Raw genomic sequence first — 12,809 nt, 5'->3', positions numbered from 1 at the left:
CACGCAGGAAGCCCGGACTAATAAGATGGCATTGAAATCCCCCGCGTTTCGTAAAAAATTTCCGTTGCTGGTAACCGGCAGTCTGCTGGCCATGCAACCTTTAGCCACGCCATTCGCTGTTGCCGAGGAGCAGTATGACTGTTCCGTGTCGGCTACGGGAGGCTGGGATTGCGCGCCTAAAACGAATGTAGCGCAATTGCCACCTCGTCCGACGCATGCTGGCGCTGTGGTCGATGCTTCCGGCGAAACAGCCGAGCAAGCCGCACAGACCCCGCTGGTGACTGAAGCCAAGGGCCGTGGGCTGAAGTCACGCAGCGAAGACTACAGTCACCTCGACTGGGTCCCGCGTGACAAGCTGACACCTGCGCAACTGGCCGAAACCGGTCCGTACTGCGCTGGCTCCTACGTCGAGCCAATCCGTCCGGGCATGAACGACACCACCAGCAAAAGTGATGCCCCAACCTTTATTGGTGCCAAGGCCTCACGCTATCAGCAGGAAGAACAGGTCGCGACCCTCGCCGGTGACGTTGTCATGCGTCAGGGCAGCATGCAGATCGAAGCCGACGAGGCCGAAAGCCGTGGCGAGCTCAATGGCAAGGTCCGCCTTCGCGACAACGGTGCATTGATTGTCGGCGATCACGCCGATGTTCAACTGGACACCGGTGCTGCCAAGGTCGATAACGCCGAATACGTTTTGCACAAGTCGCGCATTCGCGGCAGTGCGCTGTACGCCAAGCGCGGTGAAAACGCGATCATCCGCCTCAAGGATGGTACGTACACCACGTGCGAGCCGAACAGCAACGCCTGGCAGCTCAAAGGCAACAACATCACGTTGAACCCGGCCACCGGCTTCGGTACGGCAACCAACGTGACGCTGCGGGTCAAAGACATCCCGATTTTCTACACCCCGTACATCTACTTCCCGATCGACGATCGCCGTCAGTCCGGTTTCCTGCCGCCGTCCTTCAGCAGCAGTTCCGACACCGGCTTCATGCTCGTGACCCCGTACTACTTCAACCTGGCACCCAACTACGATGCCACGTTGTACCCGCGCTACATGACCAAGCGCGGCCTGTTGATGGAAGGCGAGTTCCGCTACCTGACCGAGTCCAGCGAAGGGCAGTTCGGCGCCGCGTACCTCAACGACGACAACGACGACCGCAAGCTGCAGACCGACTACACCGACAAGCGCTACATGCTCAACTGGCAGCACAAGGGTGGCCTGGACTCCCGTGTAATGACCGAGGTCGATTACACCAAGATCAGCGACCCGTACTACTTCCAGGATCTCGAGAGCGATCAGATCGGCGTTGAAAGCCAGGACTTCGTCAACCAGCAGGGCGCCGTCAGCTACCGTGGCGACAATTACACCGCCCGACTGAACGCCCAGGCCTACCAACTGGCAACGGTTACCCAGATCACGCCGTACAACATGCTGCCGCAGCTCACCTTCAATGGTGCCCTGCCGTATCACCCGGGCGGTCTGGACTTCAAATATGACACCGAGCTGGTGCGTTTTGACCGCGACCTGGAAACCGGCAACTTCGTTGATGAAGACGGGAAGGTCTCGTCTCGCCTGGACAACAACGTTACCGGCCTGGCACGTGCCAACGGCACACGCATGAATGTCGCACCGGCCATGAGCCTGCCGATGAACTGGAGCTACGGCTTCCTGACGCCATCCCTGAAGTACATGTACACCCAGTACGACCTTGATCTGGATGGCAAGGGCAAGGCTCAGTTAGCTACCGGTGATAATTTCGACAGCTCGGTTAACCGCAGCGTACCTATCGCCAGCATCGACAGCGGCCTGTACTTCGACCGCAACACCCAATGGTTCGGCACCAACTTCCGCCAGACCCTGGAACCGCGGGCGTTCTACCTGTATGTCCCGGAACGCAACCAGGACGACATCCCGATCTTCGACACCAGCGAAAGCACCTTCAGCTATTCCTCGCTGTGGCGTGACAACCGCTTCACCGGCACTGACCGTGTGGGTGACGAGAACAAACTGTCCCTGGGCGTCACCAGCCGCTGGATTGAAGAAAACGGCTTTGAACGTCAACGCATCAGCGTGGGCCAGGCTTACTACTTCAAGGACCGCAAGGTTCAACTGCCAGGCATTGACGCCGATCGTGCCGACGCAACGGCCGGTGTGTCGCCGTACGCACTCGAGTATGCTTACCGCTTCAACCGCGACTGGCGTGCAACCGCCGACTTCAACTGGGACCCGGACAGCCACAGCACTCGCTCTGGCAGTGCGATGATGCACTACCAGCCGGAAGACAACCCGAACAAGGTGGTCAACCTCGGTTACCGTTATCGTAACGACCAGGTTCGCTATGACCAGTACACCGGCAAGTGGACAGTGGGCGGTGGTGACTACCTGTCGCCGGGCGATCCTGGCTATATCAAGGATTACTACAAGATTAAGCAGCACGACTTCTCGGTTATCTGGCCGATCGTGCCGCAATGGAACGTCATCAGCCGCTGGCAGTACGACTACAACCGCGACCGTACCCTGGAAGCCTTTGGTGGCTTCGAGTATGACAACTGCTGCTGGAAGCTTCGTCTGATCAGTCGTTATTGGGTTTCCAACGACGAGTACTCCCAAGAAGCCCCGGAAAACGAAAAGGGCGATCATGGGGTCTTCCTTCAAATTGTGCTGAAAGGTCTCGGTGGCGTTGTTGGCACCAAAGTAGAGAGCTTCCTCGACAAAGGCATCCAAGGTTATCGTGAACGTGAAGATCAAGCTTTCTGAGTGTCTGCGCCCGCTAGTGCTGGGCGCGCTGTTCCTGGGTACTGCAGCTCACGCTGCGGTACAGCCCCTTGATAAGGTTGTGGCCATCGTCGACAACGACGTGATCATGCAGAGCCAGCTGGACAACCGTGTCCGCGAAGTTCAGCAAACCATTGCCAAGCGTGGTCAGGGCGTTCCGCCGGCCAGCGTTCTGGATCAGCAGGTGCTTGAGCGTCTTATCGTCGAAAATCTGCAATTGCAGCTCGGTGAGCGTGCAGGCATCCGCATCACGGATGAAGAACTGAACCAGGCCATTGGCACCATTGCCCAGCGCAATAACATGACCCTCGATCAGTTCCGTCAGGCCCTGGCTCATGACGGCCTGTCCTATGAAGATGCCCGCGAGCAGGTACGTCGCGAGATGATCATCAGCCGTGTGCGTCAACGCCGCGTGGCCGAGCGCATTCAGGTCACGGATCAGGAAGTTAAAAACTTCCTGGCATCCGACCTGGGCAAAATGCAAATGTCCGAAGAGTTCAACCTGGCCAACATCCTGATTCCAACGCCGGAAAGCGCGAATTCGGAAGCGATCCAGACCGCCTACAAGCAAGCTGAAGAGGTGTACAAACAGCTCAAGCAAGGCGCGGACTTCGGTCAAATGGCGATCGCCCGATCGGGCAGCGATACGGCACTGGAAGGTGGCGACATGGGCTGGCGTAAAGCCGCTCAGCTACCGCCTCCATTCGATCGCATGCTGAGTGAAATGCCAGTGGGCGACATCACCCCACCGGTACGTACACCCGGCGGCTTCATCATCCTCAAGCTCAACGCGAAACGTGGTGGCGAGGCCGTGGTGGTTGACGAAGTACATGTTCGCCACATCCTGATCAAGCCGAACGAAATTCGCAGCGAAGCGGCGACCAAGACACTGGCAGACAAACTCTACGAGCGCATCACCTCGGGTGAAGACTTTGCCGAGCTGGCCAAGAACTATTCGGAAGACCCGGGTTCCGCCCTTAACGGCGGCGACCTGAACTGGATCGACCCTAACTCGCTGGTACCTGAGTTCCGGGAAGTCATGGCCGATACCCCGCAGGGTACTTTGTCCAAGCCGTTCCGCACCCAATACGGCTGGCATGTCCTGGAAGTCCTGGGCCGTCGCGCCACGGACAGCACCACCCAGGCTCGCGAGCAGCAGGCAATGAACGCCTTGCGTAACCGCAAGTACGACGAAGAGCTGCAAACCTGGCTGCGCCAGATTCGCGACGAAGCCTACGTAGAGATCAAACTCCCTGCTGCAAACCCGGCAGAGAGCGCCGACCAGGCTGCGCAGTGAACACACAGCGTTTTGCCCTGACACCCGGCGAACCGGCAGGCATAGGCCCCGACCTGTGCCTGCTACTCGCCTCGCAACGCCAGCCACATCCCCTGATTGCCATTACCAGCTGCGACCTGCTCCTTGAGCGGGCCGCCCAGCTGGGTGTGGCTGTCAGTCTGCTGCCCGTCAGCCCGGGCAACTGGCCAGAGCAACCGGCTCCGGCAGGCAGCCTGTACGTATGGGACACCCCACTGAGCGCAGCTGTTACCCCCGGCACGCTGAACAAGGCCAACGCTGCGTTTGTGTTGCAAACCTTGACCCGGGCCGCACAAGGCTGCCTGGACGGCGATTTTGCAGGGATGATTACTGCACCGGTACACAAAGGCGTGATCAACGAAGCGGGCATTCCGTTTTCCGGACACACCGAATTCCTTGCCGACCTGACCCGTACCGAGCAGGTCGTGATGATGCTCGCTACCCGCGGGCTGCGCGTCGCGCTGGTGACCACCCACTTGCCGCTGCGCCAGATCGCCGACGCCATTACCCCCGAGCGACTGATGCGGGTGACCCGTATCCTGCATGCCGATCTACAACAAAAATTCGGCATCGCCCAACCGCGGATCCTGGTTTGCGGGCTCAACCCCCACGCCGGTGAAGGCGGTCATTTGGGTCATGAAGAAATAGACATCATTGAACCAACCCTGGAGCGCCTGCGCAGCGAGGGCATGGACCTGCGTGGCCCGCTGCCTGCCGACACTCTGTTTACCCCCAAATATCTGGAGCACTGCGATGCAGTGCTGGCGATGTACCACGACCAAGGCCTGCCCGTACTGAAATACAAAGGGTTTGGTGCCGCAGTCAACATCACCCTGGGCTTGCCGATCATCCGTACCTCCGTCGACCATGGCACTGCCCTGGATCTGGCGGGCAGCGGCAAGATCGATACCGGCAGCCTGCAAGTCGCCCTGGAAACCGCCTACCAGATGGCCGAGACCCGTATATGAACGAGCAATACCAACACAAGGCGCGCAAGCGCTTTGGCCAGAACTTCCTGCACGATGCAGGCGTAATCGACCGTATTCTGCGGGCCATCAGCGCCAAAGCAGGCGACCGTCTGCTGGAGATCGGCCCGGGCCAGGGTGCTCTGACCGAGGGCATTCTCAACAGCGGCGGTCAACTCGACGTTGTCGAGCTCGATAAAGACCTGATCCCGATCCTCAACCAGCAGTTTGCTGGCATGAGCAACTTCACCCTGCATCAAGGCGATGCACTGAAGTTCGACTTCAAGACCCTCAACGCAGCACCGCGTACTCTGCGGGTTGTCGGTAACCTGCCGTACAACATCTCCACGCCGCTGATTTTTCACCTGCTGAAAAATGCCGACATGATCCGCGACATGCACTTCATGCTGCAAAAAGAAGTGGTAGAGCGCATGGCTGCCGGTCCTGGCGGCGGTGACTGGGGTCGTCTGTCGATCATGGTTCAGTACCACTGCCGCGTCGAACACCTGTTCAACGTAGGCCCCGGCGCCTTCAATCCGCCGCCTAAAGTCGATTCAGCGATTGTCCGCCTGGTGCCCCACGAAGTACTGCCACACCCCGCCAAAGACCATCGCCTGCTTGAGCGCGTGGTTCGCGAAGCGTTCAACCAGCGTCGCAAAACGCTGCGCAACACCCTCAAGGCCCTGCTCAGCAACGCTGAAATCGAAGCCTGCGGCGTTGATGGCAGCCTGCGTCCTGAGCAACTCGACCTGGCCGCCTTTGTGCGCCTGGCCGACAAACTCAGCGAACAACCAGTCCCGGCACCCGTTGTCGACTGATTGTCAGGTACATATGCGGTTACCAGGTCGACATCTGGCCTAGTACCCGCAACTTGGCCTAGACTCAGGCATCAGTTTTATTCCGAACTGTCTCCGCTTTCACGTAAGGCCTTTCGCATGCCCGATCCCCGTTATCAGGTCGACGTCAGCGTCGTCACGCGCTACCTGCCAGAACAATCCCAACCTGAACATCAGCGTTTTGCTTTCGCGTACACCATTACAGTACGCAACAAGGGCTCACTGCCCGCGAAGCTGCTGTCCCGACATTGGGTGATCACCGATGGCGATGGTCATGTCGAAGAAGTCCGTGGCGCAGGTGTAGTCGGTTTGCAGCCAGAGATCGAACCCGATGGCGAGCACACGTACAGCAGCGGCTCGGTCATCACCACCAAAGTCGGCACCATGCAAGGCAGCTATCTGATGCATGCCAGTGACGGTCACGAATTCAAAGCCATCATTGCGCCCTTTCGCCTGGCCGTACCCGGGGCCCTGCACTGATGTCGGTGTACGCCGTCGGGGACTTGCAAGGCTGCCTGCAGCCGCTTAAATGTCTGCTTGAGCGCGTCGCCTTCCACCCCGCCAAAGACAAACTGTGGCTGGTGGGGGATCTGGTCAACCGCGGCCCGGAATCGCTGGAAACCCTTCGATTCCTTTACCGCATGCGCGAATCCCTGGTGTGCGTGCTGGGCAACCATGACCTGCACCTGCTCGCCGTGGCCCACAACATCGAACGCCTGAAAAAAGGCGACACGTTGCGCGAGATCCTGGAGGCCAGCGATTGCGATGAACTGCTGACCTGGCTGCGCCAGCAACCCTTGTTGCATTACGACCTTGAACGCAATACCGCGCTGGTGCATGCCGGAATACCGCCGCAGTGGTCACTGAAAAAAGCACTCAAATATGCCAGTGAAGTGGAACACGCCTTGCGTGACGATATTCTCCTTGCGCCTTTTCTCGATGGCATGTACGGCAACGAACCTGCCAAGTGGGACAATGAACTGACTGGCGTTACGCGTTTACGGGTGATCACCAACTATTTCACCCGCATGCGTTTTTGCACCCGGGACGGCAAGCTCGACCTTAAAAGCAAAGAGGGCCTCGGCAGCGCTCCGGCGGGTTATGCACCGTGGTTCAGTTATAAAGAGCGCAAAACCCAGGACCTCAAGATCATCTTTGGGCACTGGGCAGCTCTCGAAGGGCATTGCAAGGAACCGGGTATTTTCGCACTCGACACCGGCTGTGTCTGGGGCGGAGCGCTGACCCTGCTCAATGTCGACACGGGCCAGCGCCTGAGCTGCGACTGTGACGATCTCGGCCTCGCTGTGCCCTCCGGCCCTCCATTGACCGATCAATCCTCCACTCCCGTGGGCGCCCGTTAACGGCGTCCGTCGTCAGGCTACAGGAAACTCAAATGACCGAATTCAAACGTATTCCGCCGGAGCAAGCCCAAGCCTTGCGCGAGCAAGGTGCCGTCGTGGTCGATATTCGCGATGCGCAGGCTTATGCCTCCCGCCATATCACCGGCGCCCGGCATCTCGACAATCACTCGCTGCATGATTTCATCACTCAGGCCGACCTGGATGCCCCGCTCATTGTCGCCTGCTACCACGGCAACTCCAGCCAGAGTGCTGCCGCTTACCTGGTCAGCCAGGGCTTCAGCGATGTATACAGCCTGGATGGCGGCTTTGAGTTATGGCGTGCGACTTATCCGAACGAAACGTCCGAAGGCACCGCCGAATAAATTTTTATTAGCGCCAAGCCCACGTGATCAAAGGGCTGGCGCCCCTCCTGACCAACGGTCGATCGTAACAATTCACGCATCTCGCCTTGACCTCCCTGATTACCAACTATCCTTTAGCTCAGGCCATCCAAATCTGGGGAGAGCCGGTACACCGGCGAATGGATCATCGGTAGTAACTTCAAGGGCTTAGCCACCTTGATGGTGTCCTGGGGGGTACACAGCAGCTGAAATGCTGCTGCATGCCAGCACTCGAACTGACCGATCTGTTGCCGGCTCCACGTATCGAGCGAGGTGACGTCATGAGTATTTTTAGCCACTTCCAACAACGCTTTGAGTCCACGCGCCAGGAGGAGCTCACGCTCCAGGAATATCTGGAGCTGTGCAAACAAGACAAAAGCGCATATGCCTCAGCAGCTGAAAGGCTTCTGCTGGCCATCGGCGAACCGGAACTGCTGGACACCTCGAACAATTCCCGTTTGTCACGGATCTTCTCCAACAAGGTGATCCGTCGCTATCCGGCCTTTGAAGACTTCCACGGAATGGAAGAATGCATCGACCAGATAGTCTCCTACTTCCGCCACGCCGCTCAGGGCCTGGAAGAGAAGAAACAGATCCTCTACCTGCTGGGCCCGGTAGGGGGCGGCAAATCATCGCTTGCCGAAAAACTGAAACAACTGATCGAAAAGGTCCCGTTCTATGCCATCAAAGGCTCGCCGGTCTTTGAATCCCCCCTGGGCCTGTTCAACGCCACCGAAGATGGCGCGATTCTCGAGGAAGACTTCGGCATTCCAAAACGCTACCTGAGCACCATCATGTCGCCGTGGGCCACCAAGCGCCTGGCCGAATTTGGTGGCGATATCAGCCAGTTCCGCGTGGTCAAACTTTACCCGTCGATTCTCAATCAGATCGGGGTGGCCAAAACCGAACCCGGGGATGAAAACAACCAGGATATTTCAGCCCTAGTAGGTAAGGTTGATATCCGCAAGCTGGAAGAATTCCCGCAGAACGACGCCGATGCCTACAGCTACTCGGGCGCACTGTGCCGTGCCAACCAGGGCCTGATGGAATTCGTAGAGATGTTCAAGGCACCGATCAAGGTGCTGCACCCATTGCTGACGGCCACGCAAGAAGGCAACTACAACAGCACTGAAGGTCTGGGGGCGATTCCGTTTACTGGCATCCTGCTGGCCCACTCCAACGAATCGGAGTGGCACACCTTCCGCAACAACAAGAACAACGAAGCTTTCATCGACCGGATCTACATCGTCAAAGTACCGTACTGCCTGCGTGTCAGTGACGAGGTGAAGATCTACGACAAACTGCTGTTCAACAGCTCACTGGCCAATGCTCATTGCGCACCCGACACCCTGAAAATGCTGGCACAGTTCACGGTGCTGTCCCGCCTCAAAGAGCCCGAAAACTCCAACATCTACTCCAAGATGCGGGTTTATGACGGCGAGAACCTGAAAGACACCGACCCGAAAGCCAAATCCATTCAGGAGTACCGCGACAGCGCTGGCGTCGATGAAGGCATGAACGGTCTTTCTACCCGTTTTGCGTTCAAGATCCTGTCCAAGGTTTTCAACTTCGACCCGCATGAAATCGCCGCCAACCCGGTTCACTTGCTGTATGTGCTCGAACAACAGATCGAGCAGGAACAGTTCCAGGCTGAAACCCGCGAACGTTACCTGCGGTTCCTCAAAGAGTATCTGGCACCGCGCTACATCGAGTTCATCGGCAAAGAGATCCAGACCGCTTACCTCGAGTCCTACAGCGAATACGGACAAAACATCTTCGACCGTTATGTGTTGTACGCAGACTTCTGGATTCAGGATCAGGAATACCGCGATCCGGAAACCGGTGAAATCCTCAACCGCGTAGCCCTTAACGAGGAACTGGAAAAAATCGAGAAACCGGCCGGTATCAGCAACCCGAAAGATTTCCGAAACGAAATCGTCAACTTCGTGCTGCGCGCCCGCGCCAACAACAACGGCAAAAATCCGACCTGGCTCAGCTACGAGAAGCTGCGCGTGGTTATCGAGAAGAAAATGTTCTCCAACACCGAGGACCTGCTTCCCGTCATCAGCTTCAACGCCAAGGCGAGCAAAGAGGACCAGCAAAAACACAACGACTTTGTTACTCGAATGGTCGAGCGTGGCTACACCGACAAACAAGTACGACTGCTCTCCGAGTGGTACCTGCGGGTCAGAAAGTCGCAGTAATCCAGCGACTGGCTTCAAGCCTCAAGCGGCATGAAAGCGCTCGCCTGCCTGGCGGTTCGCCCTTGCAGCTTGAGGCTTACCCTTTGAAGCTCCCCGGAGGGGCCTATGAGCTATGTGATCGACCGACGCCTCAATGGCAAGAACAAGAGCACGGTAAACCGTCAGCGTTTTCTGCGGCGCTACCGTGACCACATTAAAAAGGCCGTAGAAGAGGCCGTAGGCCGCCGCTCCATCACCGACATGGAACATGGCGAACAGATCAGCATTCCCGGCCGGGATATCGATGAACCCGTGCTGCACCATGGTCGTGGCGGCAAACAAACGATAGTTCACCCGGGCAACAAGGAATTCACCAGCGGCGAGCATATTCAACGCCCGCAGGGAGGCGCTGGAGGCGGTGGCGGCCCAGGCAAGGCCGGTAATTCCGGCGAAGGCATGGACGAGTTCGTGTTTCAAATCACCCAGGAAGAATTCCTCGAGTTCATGTTCGAAGACCTCGAGTTGCCAAACCTGGTGAAGCGCAACCTGACTGGCACAGACACATTTAAAACCGTACGTGCCGGGATCAGCAACGAAGGTAACCCGTCACGCATCAACATCATCCGTACTCTGCGCTCCGCTCACGCGCGGCGTATTGCCCTGTCCGGCAGCAGCCGGGCCAAACTCAGGAAGGCCAAAGCCGAACTGGAGCGGCTGAAACGCGAAGAGCCGGACAACTTCGGTGACATCAAGGATCTGGAAGCAGAAATCGAAAAACTCAGCGCCCGGATTCACCGCGTGCCGTTTCTCGACACCTTTGACCTCAAGTACAACCTGCTGGTCAAGCAGCCCAATCCCAGCTCGAAAGCCGTCATGTTCTGCCTGATGGACGTTTCAGGCTCCATGACCCAAGCCACGAAAGACATCGCCAAGCGCTTTTTCATCCTGCTGTACCTGTTCCTGAAGCGAAACTACGACAAGATCGACGTAGTATTCATTCGCCACCACACCAGTGCCCGCGAAGTCGACGAAGAAGAGTTTTTCTATTCCAGGGAGACGGGCGGCACCATTGTCTCCAGCGCACTCAAACTGATGCAGGAGATCATGGCCGAGCGTTATCCCACCAACGAGTGGAACATCTACGCAGCGCAGGCGTCCGACGGAGATAACTGGAACGACGACTCCCCTATTTGCCGCGACATCCTGATCAACCAGATCATGCCCTTTGTGCAGTACTACACTTATGTAGAGATAACTCCGCGCGAACATCAGGCGCTCTGGTACGAATACGAGCGCATCAGCGAGGCATTTTCCGACACCTTCGCTCAACAGCAACTGGTCTCGGCCGGGGATATCTATCCGGTCTTCCGTGAACTCTTCCAGCGCAGGTTAGTGACATGACCGCCAAAGAGAATAAACGCCATCCTATTTCCACTGGCTCTGAGTGGACCTTTGAACTGATCCAGGCTTATGACCGCGAAATCGGCCGCTTGGCCGAGCGCTATGCGCTGGACACTTACCCCAATCAGATCGAAGTCATCACCGCCGAGCAAATGATGGATGCCTATGCCTCTGTGGGCATGCCGCTTGGCTATCACCACTGGTCCTACGGTAAGCACTTCCTGAGTACCGAGAAATCCTACAGCCGAGGCCAGATGGGGCTGGCCTACGAAATTGTCATCAACTCTGACCCGTGCATTGCTTATCTGATGGAAGAAAACACCATCTGCATGCAAGCACTGGTGGTTGCCCATGCCTGCTATGGCCACAACAGTTTCTTCAAGGGCAATTACCTGTTCCGGACCTGGACCGATGCCAGCTCCATCATCGATTACCTGGTGTTCGCCAAGCAGTACATCATGCAGTGCGAGGAGCGTCATGGCATCGATGCGGTCGAGGATCTGCTCGACTCCTGCCACGCGCTGATGAACTACGGTGTCGACCGCTACAAACGCCCTTATCCGATTTCGGCCGAAGAAGAGCGTCGCCGGCAAAAGGATCGCGAAGAGCATCTGCAAAAACAGATCAACGATTTGTGGCGAACAATCCCAAAAAGTGCTGACAAGTTCAGCGAAAAAGACAATGCACGCTTCCCGGAGGAACCTCAGGAAAACATCCTGTACTTCATCGAGAAACATGCGCCATTACTGGAGCCATGGCAGCGTGAAGTGGTGCGCATCGTGCGCAAAATTGCCCAGTACTTTTACCCTCAACGCCAAACCCAGGTGATGAACGAGGGCTGGGCGACCTTCTGGCACTACACGCTGATGAACGATCTCTATGACGAAGGTCTGGTGACTGAAGGCTTCATGATGGAGTTCCTGACCTCCCACACAAGCGTGGTTTTCCAGCCCGGCTTTGACAGCCCCTACTACAGCGGGATCAACCCCTACGCACTGGGGTTTGCGATGTATCGCGACATCCGCCGCATTTGCGAAAACCCTACCGAGGAAGATCGGCGCTGGTTCCCGGACATGGCTGGCAGCGATTGGCTTTCAAGCATCAAGTTCGCCATGAGCAGCTTCAAGGACGAGAGTTTCATCCTGCAGTACCTGTCACCCAAGGTCATCCGTGACCTGAAGCTGTTCAGCATCATGGACGATGATCAAAAGGACGACTTGCTGGTGCCCGCCATTCACGACGAGAACGGCTACCGCATCATCCGTGAAACCCTGGCCGCTCAGTACAACCTGGGCAATCGTGAGCCCAACGTGCAGATCTGGAGCATTGACCGCCGCGGTGACCGCTCACTGACCCTGCGTCACCAGCAACATGACCGTAAACCCCTGGGCGACTCAACGGACGAAGTACTCAAGCACCTGCATCGCTTGTGGGGCTTCGACATCCACCTCGAAACCCTCCAGGGCGATCAAATCATGAAGGTGCAACACGTTCCGCCCAAAGGCGATCATGGCGATGCTGAGTACGGGCGCCTGGACATGAGCGCCATCCACCTTTGACGTACAGGAGCCTCCGTTAGCGTGACACAC

Annotated in this window: 10 protein-coding genes; all 10 read left to right on the top strand. The window is 57.4% G+C overall.

Features of this window, described 5'->3' with window-relative positions; genetic code table 11:
• Positions 1–25 precede the first annotated feature (25 nt).
• Positions 26–2,761 carry an LPS-assembly protein LptD gene (locus tag DQN55_RS02270; RefSeq protein WP_048380749.1) on the top strand — a complete coding sequence of 912 codons (2,736 nt, stop codon included), beginning with the start codon at positions 26–28 and terminating at the stop codon, positions 2,759–2,761.
• Complete coding sequence (gene surA / locus DQN55_RS02265) at positions 2,742–4,076, top strand: peptidylprolyl isomerase SurA (protein ID WP_048381674.1); 1,335 nt, start codon at positions 2,742–2,744, stop codon at positions 4,074–4,076. The genes DQN55_RS02270 and surA overlap by 20 nt, the downstream gene beginning before the upstream one ends.
• The gene (pdxA, locus tag DQN55_RS02260) at positions 4,073–5,062 is read left to right on the top strand and encodes a 4-hydroxythreonine-4-phosphate dehydrogenase PdxA (protein ID WP_048380751.1); all 990 of its coding nucleotides are present in this window, start codon (positions 4,073–4,075) and stop codon (positions 5,060–5,062) included. Before surA ends, pdxA begins: the two co-directional genes overlap by 4 nt.
• On the top strand, positions 5,059–5,877 hold the full coding sequence (rsmA, locus tag DQN55_RS02255) for a 16S rRNA (adenine(1518)-N(6)/adenine(1519)-N(6))-dimethyltransferase RsmA (protein WP_048380753.1): 819 nt from the start codon (positions 5,059–5,061) through the stop codon (positions 5,875–5,877). The genes pdxA and rsmA overlap by 4 nt, the downstream gene beginning before the upstream one ends.
• 117 nt (positions 5,878–5,994) lie before the next feature.
• The gene (apaG, locus tag DQN55_RS02250) at positions 5,995–6,375 is read left to right on the top strand and encodes a Co2+/Mg2+ efflux protein ApaG (RefSeq protein WP_048380754.1); all 381 of its coding nucleotides are present in this window, start codon (positions 5,995–5,997) and stop codon (positions 6,373–6,375) included.
• The gene (locus DQN55_RS02245) at positions 6,375–7,256 is read left to right on the top strand and encodes a symmetrical bis(5'-nucleosyl)-tetraphosphatase (protein ID WP_048380756.1); all 882 of its coding nucleotides are present in this window, start codon (positions 6,375–6,377) and stop codon (positions 7,254–7,256) included. The genes apaG and DQN55_RS02245 overlap by 1 nt, the downstream gene beginning before the upstream one ends.
• A 32-nt stretch (positions 7,257–7,288) precedes the next feature.
• On the top strand, positions 7,289–7,618 hold the full coding sequence (glpE, locus tag DQN55_RS02240; protein WP_048380758.1) for a thiosulfate sulfurtransferase GlpE: 330 nt from the start codon (positions 7,289–7,291) through the stop codon (positions 7,616–7,618).
• Positions 7,619–7,917: 299 nt separating this feature from the next.
• On the top strand, positions 7,918–9,840 hold the full coding sequence (locus tag DQN55_RS02235) for a PrkA family serine protein kinase (RefSeq protein WP_048381676.1): 1,923 nt from the start codon (positions 7,918–7,920) through the stop codon (positions 9,838–9,840).
• 105 nt (positions 9,841–9,945) lie between these two features.
• A complete protein-coding gene (locus DQN55_RS02230) occupies positions 9,946–11,220 on the top strand; it encodes a YeaH/YhbH family protein (protein ID WP_048380760.1) in 1,275 nt (424 codons plus the stop codon).
• Complete coding sequence (locus DQN55_RS02225) at positions 11,217–12,779, top strand: SpoVR family protein (protein ID WP_048380762.1); 1,563 nt, start codon at positions 11,217–11,219, stop codon at positions 12,777–12,779. Before DQN55_RS02230 ends, DQN55_RS02225 begins: the two co-directional genes overlap by 4 nt.
• Positions 12,780–12,809 lie beyond the last annotated feature (30 nt).

It is taken from the genome of Pseudomonas taetrolens (assembly GCF_900475285.1).
Lineage (GTDB): Bacteria > Pseudomonadota > Gammaproteobacteria > Pseudomonadales > Pseudomonadaceae > Aquipseudomonas > Aquipseudomonas taetrolens.
Note: the sequence above shows the minus strand (reverse complement) of the source record. Positions and strands in the feature narration are given on the sequence as shown.